This window comes from Aeromonas sp. HMWF016 (assembly GCF_963878195.1).
Lineage (GTDB): Bacteria > Pseudomonadota > Gammaproteobacteria > Enterobacterales > Aeromonadaceae > Aeromonas > Aeromonas lacus.
This window is the reverse complement of record NZ_CAWNWX010000013.1, coordinates 1-22,933: the sequence shown is the minus strand read 5'-3', so window position 1 is coordinate 22,933 and position 22,933 is coordinate 1. Positions and strand designations below refer to the sequence as shown.

The 22,933-nt window shown below is 58.5% G+C and carries 18 protein-coding genes and 1 pseudogene; 13 read left to right on the top strand and 6 right to left on the bottom strand.

Going from position 1 to position 22,933, the window contains the following annotated elements; translation table 11 throughout:
• Nucleotides 1–181 precede the first annotated feature (181 nt).
• Complete coding sequence (locus AACS24_RS01400; RefSeq protein WP_108572134.1) at nucleotides 182–2,845, bottom strand: beta-N-acetylhexosaminidase; 2,664 nt, start codon at nucleotides 2,843–2,845, stop codon at nucleotides 182–184.
• A 122-nt stretch (nucleotides 2,846–2,967) separates the two neighbouring features.
• Nucleotides 2,968–4,446 carry an N-acetylglucosamine-specific PTS transporter subunit IIBC gene (gene nagE / locus AACS24_RS01395; RefSeq protein ID WP_108572133.1) on the bottom strand — a complete coding sequence of 493 codons (1,479 nt, stop codon included), beginning with the start codon at nucleotides 4,444–4,446 and terminating at the stop codon, nucleotides 2,968–2,970.
• Nucleotides 4,447–4,718: 272 nt separating this feature from the next.
• Between nagE and nagB the strand changes: the two genes are divergently transcribed.
• The 3 genes from nagB to nagC are packed head-to-tail and all read left to right on the top strand — an operon-like array spanning nucleotide 4,719 to nucleotide 7,893.
• A complete protein-coding gene (gene nagB / locus AACS24_RS01390; protein WP_005344421.1) occupies nucleotides 4,719–5,519 on the top strand; it encodes a glucosamine-6-phosphate deaminase in 801 nt (266 codons plus the stop codon).
• Nucleotides 5,520–5,528: 9 nt separating this feature from the next.
• Nucleotides 5,529–6,674, top strand: coding sequence for an N-acetylglucosamine-6-phosphate deacetylase (nagA, locus tag AACS24_RS01385; RefSeq protein ID WP_108572132.1), 1,146 nt, complete (start codon nucleotides 5,529–5,531; stop codon nucleotides 6,672–6,674).
• Nucleotides 6,675–6,678: 4 nt separating this feature from the next.
• Nucleotides 6,679–7,893, top strand: coding sequence for a DNA-binding transcriptional regulator NagC (nagC, locus tag AACS24_RS01380; RefSeq protein WP_033113459.1), 1,215 nt, complete (start codon nucleotides 6,679–6,681; stop codon nucleotides 7,891–7,893).
• A gap of 74 nt (nucleotides 7,894–7,967) precedes the next feature.
• Here the strand turns inward: nagC and AACS24_RS01375 are convergent, their stop codons facing one another.
• Nucleotides 7,968–9,584: a phosphoethanolamine transferase gene (locus AACS24_RS01375; RefSeq protein WP_108572131.1), complete on the bottom strand. Its 1,617-nt coding sequence runs from the start codon at nucleotides 9,582–9,584 to the stop codon at nucleotides 7,968–7,970.
• 231 nt (nucleotides 9,585–9,815) lie between these two features.
• Between AACS24_RS01375 and AACS24_RS01370 the strand changes: the two genes are divergently transcribed.
• The 9 genes from AACS24_RS01370 (at nucleotide 9,816) to AACS24_RS01330 (ending at nucleotide 20,770) form a co-directional block, all read left to right on the top strand.
• Entirely contained in the window at nucleotides 9,816–11,051 is a 1,236-nt protein-coding gene (locus AACS24_RS01370) for an HD-GYP domain-containing protein (protein ID WP_033113461.1), read from the top strand.
• 353 nt (nucleotides 11,052–11,404) lie between these two features.
• Nucleotides 11,405–13,075 carry a sensor histidine kinase gene (locus tag AACS24_RS01365; protein ID WP_108572130.1) on the top strand — a complete coding sequence of 557 codons (1,671 nt, stop codon included), beginning with the start codon at nucleotides 11,405–11,407 and terminating at the stop codon, nucleotides 13,073–13,075.
• The gene (gene btsR, locus AACS24_RS01360; RefSeq protein WP_108572129.1) at nucleotides 13,072–13,776 is read left to right on the top strand and encodes a two-component system response regulator BtsR; all 705 of its coding nucleotides are present in this window, start codon (nucleotides 13,072–13,074) and stop codon (nucleotides 13,774–13,776) included. Before AACS24_RS01365 ends, btsR begins: the two co-directional genes overlap by 4 nt.
• A 140-nt stretch (nucleotides 13,777–13,916) precedes the next feature.
• Nucleotides 13,917–15,338 carry a carbon starvation CstA family protein gene (locus AACS24_RS01355; RefSeq protein WP_108572128.1) on the top strand — a complete coding sequence of 474 codons (1,422 nt, stop codon included), beginning with the start codon at nucleotides 13,917–13,919 and terminating at the stop codon, nucleotides 15,336–15,338.
• Between the two features lie 221 nt (nucleotides 15,339–15,559).
• Nucleotides 15,560–15,898: a DUF3302 domain-containing protein gene (locus AACS24_RS01350; protein WP_108572127.1), complete on the top strand. Its 339-nt coding sequence runs from the start codon at nucleotides 15,560–15,562 to the stop codon at nucleotides 15,896–15,898.
• Between the two features lie 3 nt (nucleotides 15,899–15,901).
• A complete protein-coding gene (locus AACS24_RS01345; protein WP_108572126.1) occupies nucleotides 15,902–16,939 on the top strand; it encodes an HlyD family secretion protein in 1,038 nt (345 codons plus the stop codon).
• Between the two features lie 114 nt (nucleotides 16,940–17,053).
• Nucleotides 17,054–18,814: a DEAD/DEAH box helicase gene (locus tag AACS24_RS01340; protein WP_108572141.1), complete on the top strand. Its 1,761-nt coding sequence runs from the start codon at nucleotides 17,054–17,056 to the stop codon at nucleotides 18,812–18,814.
• A 113-nt stretch (nucleotides 18,815–18,927) separates the two neighbouring features.
• Nucleotides 18,928–20,364 carry a D-alanyl-D-alanine carboxypeptidase/D-alanyl-D-alanine endopeptidase gene (dacB, locus tag AACS24_RS01335; protein WP_108572125.1) on the top strand — a complete coding sequence of 479 codons (1,437 nt, stop codon included), beginning with the start codon at nucleotides 18,928–18,930 and terminating at the stop codon, nucleotides 20,362–20,364.
• A 139-nt stretch (nucleotides 20,365–20,503) separates the two neighbouring features.
• A complete protein-coding gene (locus AACS24_RS01330; protein ID WP_108572124.1) occupies nucleotides 20,504–20,770 on the top strand; it encodes a GrxA family glutaredoxin in 267 nt (88 codons plus the stop codon).
• Between the two features lie 76 nt (nucleotides 20,771–20,846).
• On the opposite strand, the gene AACS24_RS01325 is transcribed toward AACS24_RS01330, so the two are convergent.
• Nucleotides 20,847–21,692 carry an endonuclease/exonuclease/phosphatase family protein gene (locus AACS24_RS01325; protein ID WP_042032407.1) on the bottom strand — a complete coding sequence of 282 codons (846 nt, stop codon included), beginning with the start codon at nucleotides 21,690–21,692 and terminating at the stop codon, nucleotides 20,847–20,849.
• Between the two features lie 105 nt (nucleotides 21,693–21,797).
• Between AACS24_RS01325 and AACS24_RS01320 the strand changes: the two genes are divergently transcribed.
• Complete coding sequence (locus AACS24_RS01320; protein WP_005337874.1) at nucleotides 21,798–22,022, top strand: hypothetical protein; 225 nt, start codon at nucleotides 21,798–21,800, stop codon at nucleotides 22,020–22,022.
• On the opposite strand, the gene yciA is transcribed toward AACS24_RS01320, so the two are convergent.
• Nucleotides 22,023–22,427 carry an acyl-CoA thioester hydrolase YciA gene (yciA, locus tag AACS24_RS01315; RefSeq protein WP_033113469.1) on the bottom strand — a complete coding sequence of 135 codons (405 nt, stop codon included), beginning with the start codon at nucleotides 22,425–22,427 and terminating at the stop codon, nucleotides 22,023–22,025.
• 59 nt (nucleotides 22,428–22,486) lie between these two features.
• Nucleotides 22,487–22,933: pseudogene (locus tag AACS24_RS01310) on the bottom strand (SDR family NAD(P)-dependent oxidoreductase); the annotation flags it as partial.

Genomic DNA, 22,933 nt, shown 5'->3' with positions numbered 1-22,933 from the left:
TCACGCAGGATGTATAAAAAAGCCCCGCACTAGGCGGGGCTGAAAGTGATGAAAAACAAAACAGACAATACACACACAACAAAGGCTCACACGCACAGTCAACCTTTCCCAAATCCGATAGACCATCGCCCTTGGGAAAGGCGGGTCTTGCGACCCACCTTGCGTTACCGCATGGGTACTATCAGTTCAACTCGGTGACGCGGCTGGTGCGCTTGCCATCGAAGCTGGTGGTACGCAGGTAGACCTTGCCATCAACGGCCGGCTTCGCCGCGGCGTCGTAGGCAGTCCAGGTCTTGCCGTCCAGGCTGTACTGGATGGGCAGGCCCGGCAGATCCACGTTCGCTTCCAGCACACCGTTCACCACTTTGGCACCCGGTACGGAGAGGCGGTATTCAACACCGGCCTGATCCAGTTTCGGCAGGATGCGCTGACCCAGCACGTTGGCAAACTGGTTCCACTCTTTGTTCAGAGTGGCCTTGTTGACATGCTTGGTCTCGCCGGAGAACTCGCGACCTTTCACATAGTTCAGCTCGAAGCCACCCTTGTGCCATGCGCGCTCGGCCATGGAGAAGATACGCGGGTAAACCATGTACTCGTACTGAGCGTCGGTACGTACGGTTTCACTCCACTGCTGACCGGAGATGCCCTTGAACTTGACCGGATCCTGGTCACCCTTGGCCACGAAGGCGTTGCCGTCGCGGTCAACCGAGGTCTCGGCGTTCTGCGGCAGGTTTTCCGGGGCGAAGGCGAACACCTTGCGGGTGTCATTGAAACGGGTTGCCCAGTAGTAACCACGCTCGGCCGGGTGTACCTCGTTCGGGAAGTCGAAGTAGAGGTAATCCGGGTTGGACAGCACCACTTCGTAACCCTTGTGCGCCCACTTCATCGCTTCGTTGAAGCCACCCCAGTAGAGGGTTTCCCAGAAGTTGACACGGGTGTTGTCGGTGGCGAAGTCCTTGGCACTGTTGGCGTACTTCAGACCATCTTCCCACGCCTGCAGGGTGGAGAAGCCGTGGCCCTTGACCATTTCGCCCACCTCCTTGGCGAAATAGACCGGCAGCTCCGCCACGTCCTTGATCTTGCCATCGTCGATCATCTTCTGGCACATCGGGGACTTGCCAAACGGCTTGTCCTGCTTGCTGGAGTCGACGTTGCCTTTCCATGCCACCAACTCTTCTTTCTTGGTGACAGCCGGATCCTGGTAACCACCGCCCTGCATGATGTTCTTCGCTTCGTCACCACCGTAGTGCCATGCGGTCAGCGGCTGGCCGGCGGCCTGGTGCATCTGGGCAACTTCATCCATCACCTTGGCCACGAAGGTGGCAGCACCCGGCTGGCAAGGGTTGATGAAGGACATCTTGTCGTAGAACTGGACGGAGGTGACGTTGGAGGTATCAGCCGGGTCAGTCAGGCGGAACTGGTTGGCTTCGGCTTCTTTACCTTCAGCCATCAGACGCTTGTAACGCGCTTCCATGGAGACCACAGCGGCACGAGCGTGCGCCGGCATGTTGATCTCGGGGATGACGGTCACACCGCGCGCTCTGGCATAACGCACCAGGTCGATATAGTCGGACTTGCTGTAGAACCCTGAGCCCTGGTTGTCGCTGGTTGGGCCGGAGCCCAGCTGCGGCAGCAGGCACTTGGTTTCGGAGAGATCGTGGCAACGCTGGCTACCGACTTGAGTCAGCTCCGGCAGGCCAGGGATCTCCAGACGCCAGCCTTCATCGTTGGTCAGGCCCAGGTGCAGCACGTTGAGCTTCATGGCAGACATCTGGTCAACCAGCTTCTTCATGGTGTCCAGGCTGCGGAAGTGGCGAGCCACGTCGGTCTGCATACCGCGGTATTCAAAGCGCGGCGCATCTTCAACGGTCATCTGGCTAACCAGCTTGTCGTTGACACCCAAGAGGGAGATCAGGGACTGAGCACCCCAGTAGGCGCCTTCGATGTCGTGACCCTGGATCACAGTGCCTTTCTTGCCGATGGTCATGTCATAACCTTCGGCCTGCTTGAGCTTGCTGCCCAGCTTGATAGTGACCGGGTAGCCGGTGTCGGAGAGGGTAACACCCAGCTTGGTCAGTTGTGCTTTAAGGGCTTCGGCGCGATCGCTCGGCAGATCCAGGGCATTGAGTTTGATGGTAGAGAAGTCAACCTGCGGGCCAGCCTTGACCAGCTGCTTCATCGGTGTCGGCAGGATCTGGTTGTCGACCTTGCCAGCAGGCAGCAAGGTGCTGGTCTGGTTGGCAGCGAAACGGGTCTCGCTGTTCATCAGGATGTTCTTGTCATCCTTGATGCGCTTCCAGCCATCAGCCGGCATCGGCTTCTCGTAGGTGGTGGCATCATCGATGTTGCTCATGCTGGCCAGAACTTTCGGCTCGGCACCTTCGCTGGCGACATACCAGTTCGGCATAATGTCAGATTCGAACAGCACCCAGTATTCCACCACCAACGGCACTTCGACCGTGGCGTCCTTGGCGAACCCCTGGAACTTCTCGGTTGGCGTCAAACGATAGAGGTCGCCGGTCAGGTGAGTGATGGTGAACTGGTCGTTGTCCACACGCTGGATGCGGCGGATGGAGGAGACATAGATGCTCCAGTCCTTGGAGGTGACGTCAGCACCGGTGTTGGTCAGGTGCAGCTTGGCAACACCACAGCTCGCCCACTCGGAGCCCAGCGCCTGGCAATCGAGACCGGCACCGGCGCCATCGTTGGTGACCACTTCATACTTGACCACCAGATTGTTGGCGAGGGAGTCGACCACGGCTTGCTTGGCGGCATCGGCTGCCTGGACCTGGCTGACGAAAACGGTAGACATGGCAATGGCTAACAGAGAATGTTTCAAGTTCATAACTGCTGCTCTCATTTGAAGTAAAGGTTGGATTTTCTTGGCTTTTTTTATATGGGGCCCCGAGGCGGGGCCCTTAGTTATGTCAACAATGGACTTAGACTTGAGATGAGCGAGTCGCTCGATTAACGCAGGGCTTTCATCTCACCGGCGATGATTTCGGCCAATGGGCCCAGAATCACCTGCAGGTTCTGCTCGCCGAGCTTGACCACACCGGCCGCACCCAGGGCTTTCAGCTTGCGCTCATCGACGATGCTGCGGTCTTTCAGGGTCAGACGCAGACGGGTGATGCAGGCATCGATGGTAACCAGGTTCTCCTGACCACCCAGCACTTCCAGATACTGCTTGGCCAGCTCGGTACGGTTGGTGGACTGGGCAACAGCCGGAGCAGCAGCTTCATCATCTTCACGACCCGGAGTTTTCAGGTTCAGCTTGGCAATGACTACGCGGAACACTGTGTAGTAAAGGCCGAAGAAGACCAGACCCTGAGGAATCAGCATGTACCAGTTGGTTGCCAGCGGGTTGCGGCTGGAGAGCACCATATCCACCAGACCGGCACTGAAACCGAAACCGGCCATCCAGTGCATGGAGGCTGCGATGAACACGGAGATACCGGTCAGCACGGCGTGGATGACATACAGTACCGGAGCTACGAACATGAAGGAGAATTCGAGCGGCTCGGTGACACCGGTGAAGAAGGAGGCAAAGGCAGCAGCGATCATGATGGACGCAACTTTCTCTTTGTTCTCTTTCTTGGCGGAGTGGTAGATGGCCAGAGCGGCACCCGGCAGACCAAACATCATGATGGGGAAGAAGCCAGCCTGGTACATACCGACCACGCCTTTCACCTGATCCAGGCTCTTGCCAGCGGCCAGAGCAGCATCGATGGTAGCCTGACCACCCAGGAAGTTCGGGATGTCGTTGATACCGGCCACGTTGAACCAGAACACGGAGTTCAGGGCGTGGTGCAGACCAATCGGGATCAGCAGACGGTTGAAGAAGGCGTAGATACCGGCGCCGGTGGAACCCAGGCTCACGATGGACTCACCGAAGGAGACCAGACCACCGTAGATTGCTGGCCATACGGCCATCAGGATGAAAGATACAACGATCATCACGACGGAGGTTACGATCGGTACCAGACGACGACCGGAGAAGAAGGAGAGAGCCTTGTGCAGCTCGACGCTGCTGAAGCGGTTGTAGAGCTCAGCGGCGATAACACCACACAGGATACCCACGAACTGGTTGCTGATCTTGGCAAACGCGGCAGGAACCTGCTCCACCGGGATGCTCTTGATCTGGGCCACAGCGCCCGGGCTCAGCAGGGTGGTAACGACCAGGAAGCCGACCAGACCTGCCAGAGCAGCAGAACCGTCTTTATCCTTGGACATACCGTAAGCAACACCGACTGCGAACAGTACGGACATGTTATCAATAATGGCTGCGCCCGCTTTAATCAGGAAGGCAGCCAACGCGCTCTCACCACCCCAACCATTCGGGTCAATCCAGTAGCCAACCCCCATCAGGATCGCGGCGGCAGGCAATACCGCTACCGGCACCATCAGGGCACGGCCGATCTTTTGCAAATAACCGAGAATGTTCACGGTTCCTCTCCTTAGTTAATGTTTTTCTAGAAATTAAGTGCTTATCACGTTTGACGCATAAGCCATCAAGGCTTGATTTGCAGTCTAGGGCTTTTATTTCGCTGCGCAAATTAATAAACCGATAATCGTGATCGTTATCACCCAAACAAGATAAAGGTGGTGGATAGATGTGGCTTAGTTCGCAATCTTTATTTACGCTATAAAACAACTTAAATTCGTCTTAGCCCATTGCCACCGTCAAGCCGGTCGCAACCCGACACAGAGGTATCCATATGCGCCTGATCCCGTTGAAATCCGCCAGCCAAGTAGGCCTGTGGTCTGCCCGTTACATCGTTGACCGTATCAATGCCTTCAAGCCGACAGCAGACCGCCCCTTCGTACTGGGCCTGCCCACCGGTGGCACTCCGCTCAATACCTACAAGCGTCTTATCGAGTTGCACAAGGCTGGCGAAGTGAGCTTCCAGAACGTGGTCACCTTCAACATGGACGAGTACGTCGGCCTGCCGGAAGATCACCCGGAGAGCTACCACAGCTTCATGCACAACAACTTCTTCAGCCACATCGACATCCGTCCCGAGAACATCAACATTCTCAACGGCAATGCCGAAGATCTGGTGGCCGAGTGCAAGCGCTACGAAGACAAGATCAAGTCCTACGGCAAGATCCACCTGTTCATGGGCGGCGTCGGCAATGACGGCCACATCGCGTTCAACGAACCGGCCTCTTCCCTCTCCTCCCGTACCCGTGTCAAGACCCTGACCGAGGATACCCGCATCGCCAACTCCCGCTTCTTCGGTGGCGACATGGAGCAGGTGCCCAAGCTGGCGCTGACCGTGGGTGTCGGCACCCTGATGGATGCGGAAGAGATCATGATCCTGGTGACCGGCCACGGCAAGGCACTGGCTCTGCAGGCCGCCGTGGAAGGCAGCGTCAACCACATGTGGACCATCTCCACCCTGCAACTGCATCCGAAAGGAATGATGGTGTGCGACGAGCCCTCCACCATGGAGCTCAAGGTCAAGACCGTTCGCTACTTCCAGCAGCTGGAAGCCGCCAACATCGGCCGTCTGTAAGGAGCGCCCATGTACGCATTGACCAACTGCACTCTCTATACCGGCAGCTGCGTGCTGACCGGTTACGGGGTGCTTATCGAGGGCGACAAGATTGTCGCCATCTCCCGCGAGGCCGAGCTGCCTGCGGGTATCGAACAGATTGACCTCAAAGGCGCCAACCTGACCGCCGGTTTCATCGACGTGCAGCTCAACGGCTGTGGTGGCGTGATGTTCAATACCGACATCACCACCGAGACCCTGGCCACCATGCAGGCGGCCAACCTGAAATCCGGCACCACCAGCTTCCTGCCGACCCTGATCACCAGTCCGGATGCGGACATGAAGCAAGCCGTCGCCGTCACCCGTGACTACATGGCCGCCCACCCCAACGAGGTGCTGGGTGTCCATCTGGAAGGTCCCTACACCAACCTCAAGCGCAAGGGTATCCACCCTGCCGCGCAAATCCGCCAGCCAGCGGACGAGATGATCGACTTCTTCTGCGCCAACGCGGACACCATCGCCAAGATCACACTGGCACCGGAGCGCAACGATCCGGCCCACGTTCGCCGTCTGGTGGATGCGGGGATCCTGGTCTCTGCCGGCCACACCGCCGCCAGTTATGACCAAGCGATGGCTGGCTTTGACAACGGCATTCGCTTTGCCACCCACCTCTACAACGCCATGACCCCGACCCTCAACGGTCGCGAGCCGGGTGTGGTGGGCGCCATTTATGACCGCAAGGATGTCTACGCTGGCGTGATCGTCGATGGCCACCATGTACACTGGGCCAACGTGCGTCTGGCACACAAGATCCTTGGTGAGCGACTGGTGCTGGTCACCGATGCCACTGCCGCAGCAGGGGCACCGGAAGGGTTTGAGAAATTTGATTTTTGTGGCACCACCGTCTTTTTGCGCGATGGTCAGTGCATTGACGAGAATGGTACACTCGGCGGCTCCTCCCTCACCATGATTGAAGGGGTGGAGAATCTGGTCAAGCAGGTCGGATTACCGCTCGATGAAGCACTGAGAATGGCCAGCCTCTATCCCGCGCGCGCCATTGGATGGGACTCACGTCTCGGTAGTATCCAGGTCGGTAAAGTAGCCAACCTCACTGTCTTCGATCAGGACTTCACGGTCCGTGGGACCGTGGTTAACGGACACTACACACAACAGTGACATCATGACTGGCGGACAAATAGCAAACGTAGATCTTATCAAGCAGGTCAACAGTGCAGCCGTATATCGGCTCATCGACCTGCAAGGCCCCATCTCGCGGGTCAAGATTGCCGAGTTGAGTCAGCTGGCCCCGGCCAGCGTGACCAAGATAACCCGGCAACTGATCGAGCATGGCCTGATCAAGGAGACCTCTCCGCAAGCCTCCACCGGTGGGCGGCGAGCCATCTCGCTGACCACCATCAAGCATCGCTTTCAGTTTGTCTCCGCCAAGCTGGGCCGTGGCTACCTGCAGCTGAGTCTCTATGATCTCGACGGCAAGGAGCTCGACCAGCACGTCATTCAGGTGACCGAGATTGACCAGCAACCCGTGGTCGACATGCTGCTGCGAGAAATTGGCGCCTTCATCGACGCCAACGCCGAACGCAGCCGCAATCTCATCAGCATCGCCCTCACCATGCCGGGTCTGGTCAATCCGGAATCCGGCATGGTCATCTATACCCCCAAGTACCAGATCCGCAATCTGGGACTGGCCAAGCTGCTTGAGAACCACTTCAACCTCCCCTGCTACGTGGGCAACGACACCCGCTCGCTGGCGCTGGCCGAACACTTCTTTGGCGAGTCCCGCGACTGCATGGACTCCATTCTGGTAAGCGTCCACCAGGGCACCGGCTCCGGAATCATCACCAAGGGTCAGGTGTTCCTCGGCCAGAACCGCAACGTCGGCGAGATCGGCCATATTCAGGTCGAGCCACTCGGCAAGCGCTGCCACTGCGGCAACTTTGGCTGCCTTGAGACCATCGCCTCCAACGAAGCGATCATCGACAAGGTGAAGGAGCTTATCAGCCGCGGTCACCAGAGCTCGCTGCAGGAGAAGCACATCACCATTCAGGAGGTGTGCAAGGCGGCGCTGGCGGGTGACGAACTGGCTCGCAGCGTCATCGAGAACGTCGGCGAACATCTGGGACGAGCGGTAGCCATCACGGTCAACCTGTTCAACCCGCAAAAGGTGCTGATCGCTGGCGAAATCACTGCAGCAGAAGAGATCCTCTTCCCGGCTATCCGCCGCTGCGTAGAACACCAGTCCCTGCCAAGCTTCCACCGTGGCCTGCCCATCGTGAAAGCCCGCTTCCAGAACCAGCCAACCTATGGCGGCTTTGCACTGGTCAAGCGTGCACTGCTGGAGGGAGACCTGCTGCAGATCATCATGGAGCAGAAGTAAGGCACTGCCTTGCGAGACAACAAAACGGCAGCCAGTGGCTGCCGTTTTTTATTGGGCGAATCTCGAACCCCTCATTACTGGCTTCTACAGGCTTTGAAAAGATCCAGATCCCCGTCGTAGACCTTGGTCTGCACATCCATGATCCCCAGCATCGAGTGGAACAGGTTGTCGTGGGAGAAGCGCTTGCTGCTCGCCTCCCCGGCCAGGCAGCTCATATCCAGCTGACGGTTGGCCACCATTTGCGGAGAGAGCCAGGTCAGCAGGGGCACTTTGGTCTGATCGTCCGGCGCGAACTTGTAGGGCGTACCGTGCAGATAGAGCCCCATGGCCCCTAGCGACTCACCGTGATCCGAGAGGTAGAGCAGGCCGGTGTTGTACTTGCTCTCCAGAGCCTTGAGCTTGTCGATCAGCTGCGCCACCACCTTGTCGGTATAGAGGATGGTGTTGTCATAGGTGTTGACCAGCTCCTCGTCGCTGCAGTTTTCAATGTCGCTGCGCGGGCAGTCGGGCACAAATACCCGATCACTGGCAGGATAGCGGCGATAGTAGGTCGGGCCGTGACTACCCATCAGGTGAAAGACCACCAGCTTGTTGCCCTTCATTCGGGCGATCTGCTGATCCAGCCCCTCCAGCAGTACCTCGTCATAACAGGAACCACCCTTGCAGAAGGCCGGATAATCCTTTGGAGCTATATCGATGGTCGGCACATTGCGGCATACCCCCTTGCAACCGGCATCGTTGTCCTTCCAGAGCACCGAGATACCGGCATGCTGCAGCACATCGAGCAGGCCGTCACGGGAGCTGGCAAGCTGGTCATCGTAGCCACGGCGGGTGAGGTTGGAGAACATGCAGGGCACCGAAACAGCGGTGGCGGTGCCGCAGGATCGCACATCCCGAAACGAGACGACGCCTTCCTCTTTGTCGGTAAAACTGTTGGTCGGTTTGGCATAGCCGTTGAGGGAGTAGTTTTTGCTGCGCGCCGTCTCCCCCACCACCAGAAACATCAGGGTCGGTTTATCCCCTTTGGTGACGACTTTGGCATCAGTCCCCAACGGTTGATAAGGGATAGGGGTAGCAAATACCACGTCGCGGGCATATTTGTAGATGCCGTTGACATAGTTGGCCGGCACTATCTGCTTGCCCAGGATCCGGTGATTGCGGCCGATCGAGACGTAATCCTGATAGTAAAGTGCGGCAACGCCCCCAACGAACAACAGCGAGAGAGCCAGTGCACCAGTCCTGATGGCCAGCCCCTTGTACCAGTTTGCCGGATAGCGCACATTCAGCGACCAAAGCACCAGCATGGGTAACACGCCGGTCAGCAGCAACCAGAGCACGACCGGCACATTCAGGTAGGAGGTCGCCTCGCTGTTGTTGGTCTCCACTATGTTCTGGATCATGCTGGCATCGAAGATGACGCCGTACTTGAGCATGGCGTAACTGACGATGGAGCCCGTCAGGATCAACAGCGAAAAGAAGGGCTTGAGCAACCAGCGGAAGGTAAAGGGGATAAAGACGGCATTGAGTGCGGCAAGCAGTACCAGAGGAACCGAGATAACGAAGCCGGCCCGGACATGTTCCAAACCACTGATAACAGAATAAAAACGAAGGAAGAAAGGCCAGTTCAGCACCAGTGCAAAAAAGAGCACCAGCAACAAATTCACCTTCATCACACCGAGCGTGATGCGCATAGAAGACTCCTGAATGCCGGACGACACAATAAATGGCGGGGGCAACACTACCAGAAAGAATGCCGCCAGCGTAGAAGGCAAAAATTAAGCGCGAATTAAGAGATAACGCAGCGCTCCGTGCGCATCATCACAGCCTCGCATCCAGTCAGCCGTTACCTTGGTTTTTTTGTTGTCTATCCATCGGATTTTGCTAGCTTGTTGGGTAGGCATTCAAGAAATGCGAGTTCATCAATGGCACTGATCGAAGCCTCTATAGAACAGCTGAGGGTTGGCCACTTTATCCATCTTCCCACCGGATGGACAAACCATCCTTTTATGTTCAATGCCTTCAAAATCAAGGATCAGCAGCAGCTGGACATCATTCGCCACCTTGATCTGAACCTCATGATGGTGGATCCCGACAAGAGCGATCTTCCGATCGAGCCGCTGCTGCGCGGCGATATTCCCGATGCCGGCCCCGACCTTGAAGAGCTGGAAGAGCTGATTGCCTCGGGCCCGCCCCCCTTTGATGAAAAAGCCTTCCGCCGCTCCATGCGTGCCGCCGACAAGGCATTTGGCCAGTCGATGAGCGAACTGCGCGACGCATTGGGATCCCTCAACCTGAAGCCGGACGAGGGGCTGGCCAATACCGCCCAGATTGTTCGCAATGCAGCCCTCCAGCTCAGTCAACATGAAGGGCCGCTTGGACTGCACCTGATCCGTAACCCCCACACCGACATTTTGCTGCAGCACAGCCTCAACGTGGCCTTTATCGCTATGCTGATGGCGCGCGAGCTGGGCATGAACCCCATTGAACTGGAAGAGACCGGTCTGGCCGGACTTATCCACGATATCGGCGAGCTCAAGATACCGAGCCAGATCATCCAGAAGCGTGGGGAGCTCAGCAAGGCAGAGCAGAATTTTCTCAACATGCACCCACAATACGGGCTCGACATGCTGACCCAGCTCAATGCCTTCGAGCCCAAGATCCGTCAGGTGGCGCATCTGCATCATGAACGGCTCGACGGCAGCGGCTATCCGCTGGGGATCAAGGGAGGGGAGATACCACCGCTGGCACGCCTGATCGGACTGGTGGACTTTTATGACGAGCTACTGCATCCCCGTAGCAGCGCCAATCCGGCAGCACCTAGCCAGGCCATCAGCCAGCTCTACAAGCTCTCTCAGAAGAAGTTCGATCAGACGCTGGTCAAGCTGCTGGTCAAGGTGCTGGGGGTTTATCCACCGGGATCGCTGGTGAAACTCTCGGACGAGACAGTGGCGCTGGTGTTGTCCACCGAGCCGACCATGCCGCTCAAACCGAAAATTCTCACCTATATCAAGGGGCAGCGCCCGGAAGCCGTACCGATGATCGACCTGCGCGAGGACGAGCGCACCATCACCGCATTTATCAAGCAGGAAGAGCTGGATGAGGGGCAACGGCTCTTCTTCAATCTGACCCGTCGCTTCTGTTACTACTTTGCGTTTTGAGTTATCCCCAGAAGCTGGGGATAACTCATTGGACAAACCGGAATAATTGCTCGAAGACCCGCCGAAAGGTTGTCATCTGACCATGTATAAAAAACGCCCAGCCATTGGGCCGGGCGGAGCATGCCACCTCCGTGTGGCGTATCCAGCGGATACATTCATGCTCCATCCACCAATACCAACCCCGGAGCGCTTACACAAATATCAATTTAACTTGCTGATTTAATATGGTTTTATCCAGCCGTTCTGGCAAACTGGCAGACCGTGCCGCCCCGTAGGGCCGCCAGAACAAGATCCTGATCACACTTATGCACGGGCTGGCGATTATTTCACCCGACTTATGAGGAGCGTTTTTTATGCAGTTGGTTCTCTCCTTGCTGCAACAGATGAGCGTCAGTCTGGTGATCGCCTACCTCTTTTCCAAAAGCCCGCTGCTGCGACCGCTTGCCAACTATTCTGTCAGACTACCTCACAAGGTACTGATATACATTATTTTTTCCAGCTTTTGCATCCTTGGCACCTATGTCGGCCTCGACATTGATGACGCTATCGCCAATACCCGGGCCGTCGGTGCCGTACTGGGAGGTTTGCTGGGTGGTCCGCTGGTGGGATTTCTGGTCGGGCTGACCGGGGGTTTGCATCGCTATACCCTGGGGGGATTTACCGATCTCGCCTGCGCCATCTCCACCACCTGCGAAGGGCTCTTGGGCGGCATAGTCCACTGGCGTCTGATGCGGGCCGGCAAGATGGATGCACTGTTCGAGCCGCGCATCGCCTTCTTTACCACCCTCTATGCCGAAATCCTGCAGATGGTCATCATCCTGCTGGTGGCGACCCCGTTCGACAAATCCCTGCTGCTGGTGCGCACCATCGCCACTCCGATGATTTTGGCCAACTCCTGCGGTGCGGCACTCTTTATCAGCATGATCCGCGATCAGCAGCAGATGTATGAGAAGTTCTCCCGGGTCTTCTCCGCCAAAGCGCTCAATATCGCCAACCGCACCGTAGGCATCATGAGTCAGGGCTTTACCCCCGAGGCGAGCCACAAGATAGCCCGCATCATTCAGGAGGAGACCGGCGTCGGTGCCGTGGCCATTACGGATACCGACAAGATCCTCGCCTTTATCGGCACCGGCGAAGATCACCACTTGCCGGGCACGCCCATTACCTCAGCCATCACCATGCGCGCCATAGAGCGCAACAAGGTGTTGTTCGCCGATGGCAATGCTCAGCCCTATCGCTGCAGCCTTTCGCCTCAATGCCAGTTGGGCTCGGTACTGGTGATCCCGCTGCAGGGGGACAAAGGGGTGATCGGCACCATCAAGCTCTACGAGCCCAAAAAGCGGCTCTTTCTCAAGATCAACCACACCCTGGGGGAAGGGATCGCCAACCTGCTGTCACAGCAGCTGCTGGCCGGTCGGCTGGAGCAGCAGCAGCGGCTGCTGGTGCAGTCCGAACTCAAACTGATACAGGCCCAGATCAATCCCCATTTTCTGTTCAATACCCTCAACACCATCAGCGCCATCACCCGCCAGGATCCGGGCAAAGCGCGGGATCTGCTGCTGCATTTGTCGCGTTTTTTCCGCAAGAATCTCAAGCGCCAGAGCGGCCTTACCACCCTGCAGGAGGAGCAGGAGCACTGCCGCTCCTATCTGGAGATCGAGCTGGCCCGCTTTGGCGATCGGCTGACGGTGCAAAACGACATTCCGGCCCATCTGGCCACTCTGCAGCTGCCGAGCTTCACTCTGCAGCCCCTTATCGAAAATGCCATCAAGCACGGCATCTCCACCCTTCTGGATAAGGGGTGCCTGCATCTCTACACGGAAGAGACACAGGAGACAGTGACCATCCATGTAGAGGACAACGCTGGTGCCTGGCAGCCGCGTCCGGCCGGGGATGGACTGGGCATGACCATAGTGGATCGGCGCCTCAAGAGCGCCTTTGGCGAGCGCTACGGGGTGACCGTCAGCTGCGAGCCGGAACAGTGGACGCGCGTCTCTGTGACCTTGCCCAAGGAGCAACCATGATCCGGACCCTGATTGTCGATGATGAACACTACGCCCGCGAAGAGCTGAAACAACACCTGGCCTGCGATCCCGCCATCGAGATCATGGGGGAAGCGGGCAATGCCATCGAGGCGCTGCCGCTTATTCAGCGCCTCAAGCCAGACGTAGTATTTCTCGATATCCAGATGCCAAAGCTGAGCGGCATGGAGTTGGTGGCCATGCTTGACCCCCTGCCCCGCATCGTCTTTGTCACCGCCTTTGACGAGTATGCCATTCAGGCCTTCGAGGAGAACGCCTTCGACTACCTGCTCAAGCCGGTGGAACCAGCCCGGCTGGCCAAGACCCTCGCCCGCCTCAAACAGGATATCTCCCCGCAACCGGTCGAAGCGCTGGCCCCCGCCATCCGCCATATTCCCGGCTATCTGCACAACCGGGTGCGGCTACTGCCCATCGAGCAGGTGGAGTATGCCTTCTCCGATCTGGGTGGCGTCCATGTCGCCTGTCAGGGCGAACTGTTCCACACCCAGCTCACCCTCAAATCCCTGGAGGAAAAGAGCCCGCTGCTGCGCTGCCACCGCCAGTATCTCATCGCCCCTGACGCCATCTTCGAGATCCGGTTGCTCGATAACCAGCTGGCAGAGATCATCACCCCGAACGGCGCCCGGGTGCCGGTCAGCCGCCGCTACCTGAAAGAGCTGAAGGATCGACTGGGGCTGGAGTGAACCGTGGAGTGTGCGCCGGATCACAACCGCCAACCGCTCGGCACGCCATGGCGCCGCTTATCTTTTTTCACCTGCCATTAACAGCCCAACATCCTAGAGTGGCTGCGCACACCTAAAAATAACAATGCAGGAGCGTAGCAATGATCTGGTTCTTCCTCTGTGTCGGCTTACTTGTGGCCGGCTATTTCGTTTATGGCAAGTTCATCGAACGGATATTCGGCCCGAAACCCGAGCTGAAAACCCCCGCCATCACCATGGCTGACGGAGTGGACTATGTCCCCATGTCGGACAAGAAAGTCTATCTGGTTCAACTGCTCAATATCGCCGGCGTCGGCCCCATCTTCGGCCCCATTCTGGGTGCCCTCTATGGCCCGGTCGCCATGCTCTGGATCGTCTTCGGCTGCATCTTCGCCGGTGCGGTTCACGACTACTTCTCCGGCATGCTGTCGGTACGTGCCAAAGGCGCCTCGGTACCGACCGTGGTCGGTGAGCATCTGGGCACCGCCGCCAAGCACTTCATGAACCTGTTTGCCGTGGTGCTGCTGATGCTGGTGGGCGTAGTGTTCGTGTTGAGCCCGGCAGGGCTGCTCGCCAACCTCACCTCCACCGATCTGGTCTACTGGATCATGGCGATTTTTGCCTACTACATCCTCGCGACCATAGTCCCCATCGACAAGATCATCGGCCGCTTCTACCCCATCTTCGGCGCCCTGCTGGTCTTCATGTCGGTCGGCCTCATCATCGGTCTGATTGTCTCCGGCAAAGGCTTCTACAACACCGGGATGGACTTCTCCAACCTGCACCCGACCGAGCTGCCGCTCTGGCCACTGCTCTTCATCACCATCGCCTGTGGCGCGGTATCCGGCTTCCACGCCACCCAGTCACCACTGATGGCGCGCTGCATGCAAAACGAGAAGTCCGGCCGTTTCATCTTCTACGGCGCCATGATCGGTGAAGGGATCATCGCCCTTATCTGGTGCACCCTGGGTCTCTCCTTCTACGACAGCACCGAAGCGCTCAACGCCACCATGGCCAACGGCGGCCCGGCTGCCGTAGTGCACGAGGTTTCCACCAGCCTGCTCGGCACCGTGGGCGGCATTTTGGCCATCCTCGGCGTGGTGATCCTGCCCATCACCTCCGGCGACACCGCGTTTCGCAGTGCCCGCCTGATCGTGGCGGACTTCCTGAAGCTGACCCAGAAGCCGATGGCCAAGCGCCTGCTGATCGCTATCCCCATGTTCATCCTTGGTTTCATCATCTCCAAGGCCGAGTTTGGGGTGATCTGGCGCTATTTCGGCTGGGCCAACCAGACCACCGCCGTCATCATGCTGTGGGCCGCTGCCGCCTTCCTCATCAAAGAGGGCAAGCTGCACTGGGTCTGCACCATCCCCGCCATGTTCATGACCGCCGTGGTGTTTACCTACCTGGCCAACGCCCCCATCGGGTTCGGATTGGAGATGGGGATCTCGACCATCATCGGTCTGGCTGCCACTACCGTAATTACCGTGGCCTTCCTGGTGAAATTCCGCCAACCGCTGGTCAGCAGTACCAATGAAGGGTAATACGGCAAAAAATGCTGCAAAAAACAGCATAAAAGGCGCCGCAAGGCGCCTTTTTTAATGACAAAAACACTAATAATACAACTATTGAACCGCTTCAGCTTCAATACAGCGAAAGACCTTAAGATTCCGTGCGAATTAACGATAAATATGTGATTCTTGATTGCTTTAGCTCTTGTTGGAACCAACGTTCAAGCTGTGCTTCGAGCCAGTGGAGGTTATAAATGGCCCTTGATTATTTTGCCCTTGGCCTGCTCGTCTTTGTCGCGCTGGTCATTTTTTATGGAGTCATCGTGATCCACGATATTCCTTACGAAATCGCCAAACATCGGAATCATCCTCATCAGGATGCCATCCATGTTGCCGGCTGGGTCAGCCTGTTTACCCTGCACGTGTTGTGGCCTTTCCTCTGGATCTGGGCAACCCTCTACCGCCCCGATCGGGGCTGGGGCTTTAACCAGCGCCTGCAAAAAGATGAAGATGATATCGCGGCCCTTAGAGAGGAGCTGGCTGAGCTGAAAGGCCGTCTCAACCATATCGAACAACAAGAGCAACAGGGATAAATCATGGACCTGCTACTGATCCTGACCTATACAGCCATCTGTGTGGCCATCTTCAAAATCTTCCGGATCCCGCTCAACAAGTGGACGGTCCCCACCGCAGCGCTGGGTGGCGTGATCCTCATCGGCACCCTGATCATGCTGATGAACTACAACCACCCCTACTCCGAGATGGCGCGCAACTACTATGTCTCCACCCCGATCGTGCCGCTGGTCAAGGGCCGGGTCGTTGAAGTCCCGGTGCAGGCCAATCAGCCGGTGAAAAAAGGGGATGTGCTGTTTCGCATCGATGACGAGCCGTTTCGCCTGAAAGTGGAGAGCCTGACCGCACGGGTCGAATCCAACCGCGAGCACCTCAAGTCCATCGAGGCGAGACTGCGCTCTGCCAAACTGGATCGGGATCGCGCCAAAGAGCTGATGCAACGCAATGTTGGCAAACAGCGGGATCTGGATGTCAGCCAGGCCAACGTAGACGATATAGTGGCCCAGATTGACCAGCAGAAAGCCACCCTGAACGATCTGCAAGCCCAGCTGCTGGAAGCCAAGTATCAGCTGGCCCAAACCGTAGTCTATGCCCCGAGTGATGGCCATGTGGTGCAACTGGCCCTGCGCCCCGGCATGATCGCCACCCCCTTCATGTACCGTCCGGTGATGACCTTCATCCACCAGAACGATACCGCCTATGTAGGCTGGTTCTGGCAGAACAGCATGCAGCGTCTGGCCGTTGGTGACGAGGCGGAAGTGGTGATCGATGGCGTGCCCGGCAAGATCTTCAAAGGCAAGGTGACGGCAGTGATTCCGGCTATTGCCGCGGGTAACGTGCAGGCCAACCTGGGACTGCTGGATCAGACCACCGCAGTGCGTCCAGGTCGGCTGCCGGTGGTCATCTCCATCACTGACCCCGAGTGGGCCAAGTATCAGGTGATTGCAGGCTCCAGCGGTCAGGCCGCTGTCTATACCGAGTACTTCCAGCACGTCTCGGTGATGCGGAAAATACTGCTGCGCATGGCAAGCTGGATGAACTACATCTTCCCGTTCCATTAATCAGCACAATCCCTCCCAGCGGGCCGGCATCATGTCGGCCCGCTGTTTTTGTGGCGGCAAGATCCCTATAATGGCGCCATCCTGCGCCGCACCATGCCCAAACGCCACACCCTCATGTTCGTTCTCAGACCCTACCAAACCGACGCCGTCAACGCCGTTATCAGCCACTTTCGCAAACACCCGGATCCCGCCGTGGTAGTGCTGCCCACCGGGGCCGGCAAGAGTCTGGTGATCGCCGAACTGGCACGCAAGGCACGCGGGCGAGTGCTGGTGCTGGCCCACGTCAAGGAGCTGGTGGAGCAGAACCACGCCAAGTACGAGGCATGGGGGCTCAAGGCCGATATCTTCGCCGCCGGTCTGGATCGCAAGGAGGCGAGCGCACAGGTGGTGTTCGGCTCGGTGCAATCGGTCGCCCGCAATCTGGATGCCTTCGATGGCGCCTTCTCGCTGCTGATCATCGACGAGTGCCACCGGGTCTCGCTCGATGACGACAGCCAATACCATCAGGTGATCGACCATCTCAAGGCCGCCAACCCGGCCCTCAGGATCCTCGGCCTCACCGCCACCCCCTATCGGCTCGGGCTGGGCTGGATCTACCGGCGCCACTACCACGGCATGGTCAAAAGCCACGGCGAGCGGCTGTTTGGCGACTGCGTGTTCGAGCTGCCGCTGCGCTTTATGGTCAAAAACGGCTACCTGACGCCGCCGCACATGGTGGATGCCCCCATCGTTCACTACGACTTCAGCCGGCTAGTGCCGCGGGAGAACGGCCTCTTCAGCGAGGCGGAGCTCAACGGCGAGCTCAAGCGGCAGGAGCGGGTTACGCCCCATATCCTGAGCCAGGTGCTGGAGTATGCCACCGACCGGCAGGGGGTGATGATCTTTGCCACCACCGTCGAGCATGCCCGCGAAATTCACGGTCTGCTTGGCACCAGAGGCCAGCAGGCCGCCCTTATCACCGGCGAAACGCCGGGGCCGGAGCGCGATGCCCTCATCAACGCCTTCAAGGCGCGCGAGCTCAAGTTTCTGGTCAACGTGGCGGTACTCACCACCGGCTTCGACGCCCCTCATGTCGATCTTATCGTGATGCTCAGGCCCACCGAGTCGGTCTCGCTCTATCAGCAGATCGTCGGGCGGGGCCTGCGCCTCTCGCCCGGCAAGAGCGATTGTCTGGTGCTCGACTACGCCGGCAACAACTTCAACCTGTTTGCTCCCGAAGTGGGGGAGCCTCGACCCCATGCGGGGACCGAACCGGTGCAGGTGCCCTGCCCCGCCTGCGGCTTTGCCAACACCTTCTGGGGCAAGACCGACGAGGATGGCAAGGTGATCGAGCACTATGGCCGCCGCTGTCAGGGACTGTTTGAAGATGACGAGGGCAACCGCGAGGAGTGCGACTACCGCTTTCGCGCCAAGATCTGCCCCGCTTGCGGCGCCGAAAACGACATCGCCGCTCGCCGCTGCCAAAGCTGCGATCAGCTGCTGGTGGATCCGGACGACAAGCTTAAAGAGGCGCTCAATCTCAAGGATTGCATGGTGATCCGCTGCGCCGGTCTCACCTTCACAGCAGGGCGCGGCAAACAGGGGGAGCGGCTGGAGGTGATCTATCACGATGAGGATGGTCTCACCCTCAATGAGTACTTCGGATTTCACTCCGAGGGCGCGCGGCGCTTGTTTCAACAGCACTTTGTGCGTCATCATTGGCCCGCCCCGGGTCTGGAGCCCGAATTTGCCACCCTGGCGAGCGTGCTGGCGGCAGAAAGCCAGTTTCGCCATCCCGATTTCGTCATCGCCCGCAAATCGGGGCGCTTCTGGCAGATAAAAGAGAAGATTTTTGATTATGAGGGTCGCTATCGCACCGCCAACTCGCTGGCGTGATGGCCACTGGCGACCGGCATAAATTGCGTTACCCCCGTCGATCCCGCATCGGCAGGTTGAATTATAAGGGCCAGCGCCATCGGTCTGGCCCCTTCGTCACGTTAGAGGATGTTATGCAGCGGCTGTTGATTGGTTTTTGTGCTCTTTTCTCTCTGGCGGCTCACGCCGCCCCGCTGACGCCCCCTCAGGGTGGCCAGTACGCCATCATAGTGCAGGGCAACAACGGCGTTGAGTTTGCCCGTCATGCGGATCAGATGATCGCCCCCGCCTCCACCATGAAGGTGCTCACCGCGCTGGCTGCCCGCCTTGAGCTGGGTGCCGACTTCCGCTTTGCCACCGACATTCAGGCCCAGCCCGGCGCCAAGCAGGGCAACGTCATCAATGGCGATATCTGGATCAACTTCGTCGGCGACCCCACCCTGTCACGGATGGATCTGCTGGCCCTGTTCAAGCAGCTTGGCGTCAACCAGATCAAGGGCAACGTCTACGTCAACACCGGCGCCTACAACGGCTACGAGCGCGGCAACGGCTGGTCGTGGGGGGATCAGACCCTCTGCTTCGCCGCTCCGGTCTCCTCGGTCATCATCGACAAGAACTGCGCCTACGGCACCATCACCGCCACCCAGATCGGCAAACCGGCGGTTGGCAATGTGGCCACCGGCGTCCCCATCGGCATCGGTGCCGACAACGTGGAAGTGATGAGCTACGCCGACATGGCGCGCCAGTTCTGCGCGCTGGAAGTGGACATGGCCAAGGGCAACTTCTACGAGCTCAAGGGCTGCATCACCCCGAACAAGGAGCCTCAGGGTCTGCGTTTCGCCATTCACGATGTCGAGGCCTGGGGCTGGGACAACATCCGCTGGGCGATGAACCGGGCGGGCATCAAGCATGATGGCCTGCTGCGGGTCACCCACAAGACACCGATCGGTGCCGAGACACTGGGCACCCACTACTCGGTCTCCCTGCCGGTGATGCTGGCCAAGATGCTGAAGAAATCGGACAACCTCTATGCCGATACCTTCCTTAAAACCGTGGGCCGCCACTACTACAACAAGCCGGGCAGCTATCGCAGCGGCACCATGGCGGTGCGCGCCATCCTGACCAAGAATGGCATCGATCTGGGCAATGCCACTCTGGCTGACGGCTCCGGCCTCTCCGCTCACAATCTCATCAGCGCCCGCCAGATGCTGTCGGTGCTGAACTTCATCCAGAAAAATGATGCCGAGCTTGGCCTTATCAAGCTGCTGCCAAGCTCGCAGGTGGATGGCACTCTGGCGTGGCGGCGCAGCGTCACCGCCCCCATGATGAAGAACAAGGTGCATGCCAAGACTGGCACCATCACCGGCACCTCCAACCTGGTGGGCTTTATCGATACCGCCGGTGGCCAGCGCAAGGCGTTCGTGATGTTCCAGCGCGGCCTGTCCCAAGACCCGGCGACTCACGAGCGCTACCGCGCCAGCAAGGCCCCCTGGCCTTGGACCGTGTTCGAGAAGGGGGTGCTGGAGAGCATCTATCAGCAGCAGCCGATCCAGATTGCCGACGAGAACTGAGGCAATAGAATCGCTCGAATCACGGTATCGACAATTTCAACTTTAAGTCGTGACGAGGGGGGGATATGCTGTCCCCTGCCTCTTATCAATGGCCTGACCTGACGGTTTCACACAACGGCCTCACCAACGGAGAGAAAAGATGTTTGCAGTGATTTTTGGTCGCCCCGGCTGCCCCTATTGCGTTCGTGCCAAGCAGATTGCCGAGCAGCTGGTTGAACAGCGCGATGATTTCAAATTCCGCTACGTCGATATCCACGCCGAAGGCATCACCAAAGAAGATCTGGCCAAGAGCGCCGGCAAGCCGGTCAACACAGTGCCGCAGATCTTCCTGGACGAGCAGCACATCGGTGGCTGCACCGATTTTGAAGCCTACGCCAAAGAGCATCTGGGCCTCTATCAGGAGTAATTCCCTGGTCGCTGGTAACAGCGCAAAAAAATCCGGCGCCATTGGCGCCGGATTTTTTTATGGGGCAATCACAGGATTACGGCGTCAGCGACTGGGCGGCAAAGCGCGCAATGATGGGGTTGTGATCGGAGGAGTCGGTCGCCGGTGAACTCACCTCGACCAGATCCAGATTGCGGTAGTAGAGGTGATCCAGCGGACGACCGAAAGCGGTGCGGCGCAAGTCAGGTACCGGCACGGCCTCCTGCAGACCCAGCTCTTCAACCAGCTTGCTCAGCCAGAACTGGCGCTTGTCGCTCCAGGTGTTGAAATCACCGGCCAGGATCACCGGCCCCTGATGGCGGCGCACCAGCGCGGTCAGATCGTTGAGCTGCTCGCGGAAGGTGGCCATCCCCAGTTCGAAGTTGACCGCATGGAGGTTGATCACCAGCACGCCATCAGGATCGCCCTGCAGCGGATAGAGGCTCACCAGCCCGGATTTGGGGATGCGCAGCAAGGGTTCGGGGGAGCGCACGCCACAGACGAACGCCTGCGGGGTCTTGGCTACCGTCATCACCCCGAACGACACGCCGCCCTGGGTGAAGGCCTGCAGCTGTTGCCACTGGAAATCACCGGCACGCAGCCAGTCGAGCATCTCGGGACGGGTGGCCGACTCTTGCAGCAACACCAGATCCTGCCCCTTGGCGTAGCTGTCCATCCCCTCGCGCCAGTTCTTGCGCTGTCCCTTGTAGAGGTTCCAGACCGTGATGCCGAATTCACGGGGCAGCGCCGTGGTCGCCAGCGCCACCAGCGGCGGACGCTGGCAGTCGATACCCGGCACAATCCCATCGGCCGTGACCAGATGGTTCTGATCCGGCACCTCGAAACAGCCTACCAACCCCAAGGTCAGCAGGGAGGTGCCAAGAATGCGATAACTATTTTTCATCGGCTAAACCGCCCGCCTTTGCTTTGTATCTTGACCATCACAAATGTCATCAACGCCGACTAAGCTGATAGTCCCTGTTCCACTCAACCAGAAGGACGCTGTCTCATGGCGAAAGAACTTCGGTACAACGTGACGTTTTATGATCAACAAGGAAACTGTCATCAAGTGGAGCTGGCCACCGTCTACCAGATAAGACGTGACCCGCAGTGCGATCTCTGTCTGTTCGACACCCTTCAGTATGTAGGGTCAGAGGAGATGCTGGAACGCATGATACGGCAAAAAACCGGGCTTGAGCAGGAAATATCCATCATCAACGCCCGGCTTATTTGATCAGGCACTCACCGGAACCGGGCGGGATTTGCCGTGTTCGTCGATGGCAACATAGGTGAAGATCCCCTCGGTCACACAGTAACGCTGGGCGTCGTTTTCCCGCAGTACCGGCTTGACCCACACCTCCAGCTTGAGCTTCATGGAGCTGCGGCCGATCTTCATGCAGCGGCCGTAGCAGCAGACCACATCGCCCACCTTGACCGGACTGTGAAACGTCATGCCTTCGACGGATACGGTACAAATACGTCCTTTTGCCAGCTCCTTGGCCATAATGCCCCCACCTATATCCATCTGGGACATGATCCAGCCGCCAAAGATGTCGCCATTGGGGTTGGTATCGGCTGGCATTGCCAGGGTTCTCAGCAACAACTCCCCATCGGGGTGACGTTTTGTATCTACCATCATTACCGCCTCTCTCTCATGGATGGCGGCATGATAGGGGGCGATCACCCCCTTGGCAAACCTCAATTGCCCGAGGCGGCGAGCTCGGCAAACCAGTGGGCCGGATCGGGCCAGCGATAGTTGAATCCCATCTGCTGGCAAATCAGCTGGCCGTCGATGGGCTGGAATTCACCGGCAGGCTCGATAAAGACCGGAACTGGCAGCCCCTGCTGACGCGCCGCAAAGGGGTAGAACTGCTCGCGGCGCGGATGCACAGGCGCGCTCAGGTTAAAGACATCCCCGTCCTTGCCCCGCGCCAGCAGCAACATACAAGCCGCCACCACATCGTCCAGATGAACCAGATTGACCGACTGGGCGCCGCCATCCAGCGTCTTGCCCGCGAGGAAACGGCCGGGATGGCGATCCGGGCCATAAAGGCCGGAGGGGCGCACTATCATCACCGCCTCGAAACCGGCCGCCAGCACAGCCTGCTCCGCCGCCAGCATCCGCTCGCCACGGGCATGGCGGGG

Bases quoted from the DNA above. Each gene is read 5' to 3' on its own strand.
- AACS24_RS01400 (WP_108572134.1), bottom strand. From the start codon at position 2,845: ATGAACTTGAAACATTCTCTGTTAGCCATTGCCATGTCTACCGTTTTC.
- nagB (WP_005344421.1), top strand. From the start codon at position 4,719: ATGCGCCTGATCCCGTTGAAATCCGCCAGCCAAGTAGGCCTGTGGTCT.
- nagA (WP_108572132.1), top strand. From the start codon at position 5,529: ATGTACGCATTGACCAACTGCACTCTCTATACCGGCAGCTGCGTGCTG.
- nagC (WP_033113459.1), top strand. From the start codon at position 6,679: ATGACTGGCGGACAAATAGCAAACGTAGATCTTATCAAGCAGGTCAAC.
- AACS24_RS01375 (WP_108572131.1), bottom strand. From the start codon at position 9,584: ATGCGCATCACGCTCGGTGTGATGAAGGTGAATTTGTTGCTGGTGCTC.
- AACS24_RS01370 (WP_033113461.1), top strand. From the start codon at position 9,816: ATGGCACTGATCGAAGCCTCTATAGAACAGCTGAGGGTTGGCCACTTT.
- AACS24_RS01365 (WP_108572130.1), top strand. From the start codon at position 11,405: ATGCAGTTGGTTCTCTCCTTGCTGCAACAGATGAGCGTCAGTCTGGTG.
- btsR (WP_108572129.1), top strand. From the start codon at position 13,072: ATGATCCGGACCCTGATTGTCGATGATGAACACTACGCCCGCGAAGAG.
- AACS24_RS01355 (WP_108572128.1), top strand. From the start codon at position 13,917: ATGATCTGGTTCTTCCTCTGTGTCGGCTTACTTGTGGCCGGCTATTTC.
- AACS24_RS01350 (WP_108572127.1), top strand. From the start codon at position 15,560: ATGGCCCTTGATTATTTTGCCCTTGGCCTGCTCGTCTTTGTCGCGCTG.
- AACS24_RS01345 (WP_108572126.1), top strand. From the start codon at position 15,902: ATGGACCTGCTACTGATCCTGACCTATACAGCCATCTGTGTGGCCATC.
- AACS24_RS01340 (WP_108572141.1), top strand. From the start codon at position 17,054: ATGTTCGTTCTCAGACCCTACCAAACCGACGCCGTCAACGCCGTTATC.
- dacB (WP_108572125.1), top strand. From the start codon at position 18,928: ATGCAGCGGCTGTTGATTGGTTTTTGTGCTCTTTTCTCTCTGGCGGCT.
- AACS24_RS01330 (WP_108572124.1), top strand. From the start codon at position 20,504: ATGTTTGCAGTGATTTTTGGTCGCCCCGGCTGCCCCTATTGCGTTCGT.
- AACS24_RS01325 (WP_042032407.1), bottom strand. From the start codon at position 21,692: ATGAAAAATAGTTATCGCATTCTTGGCACCTCCCTGCTGACCTTGGGG.
- AACS24_RS01320 (WP_005337874.1), top strand. From the start codon at position 21,798: ATGGCGAAAGAACTTCGGTACAACGTGACGTTTTATGATCAACAAGGA.
- yciA (WP_033113469.1), bottom strand. From the start codon at position 22,427: ATGATGGTAGATACAAAACGTCACCCCGATGGGGAGTTGTTGCTGAGA.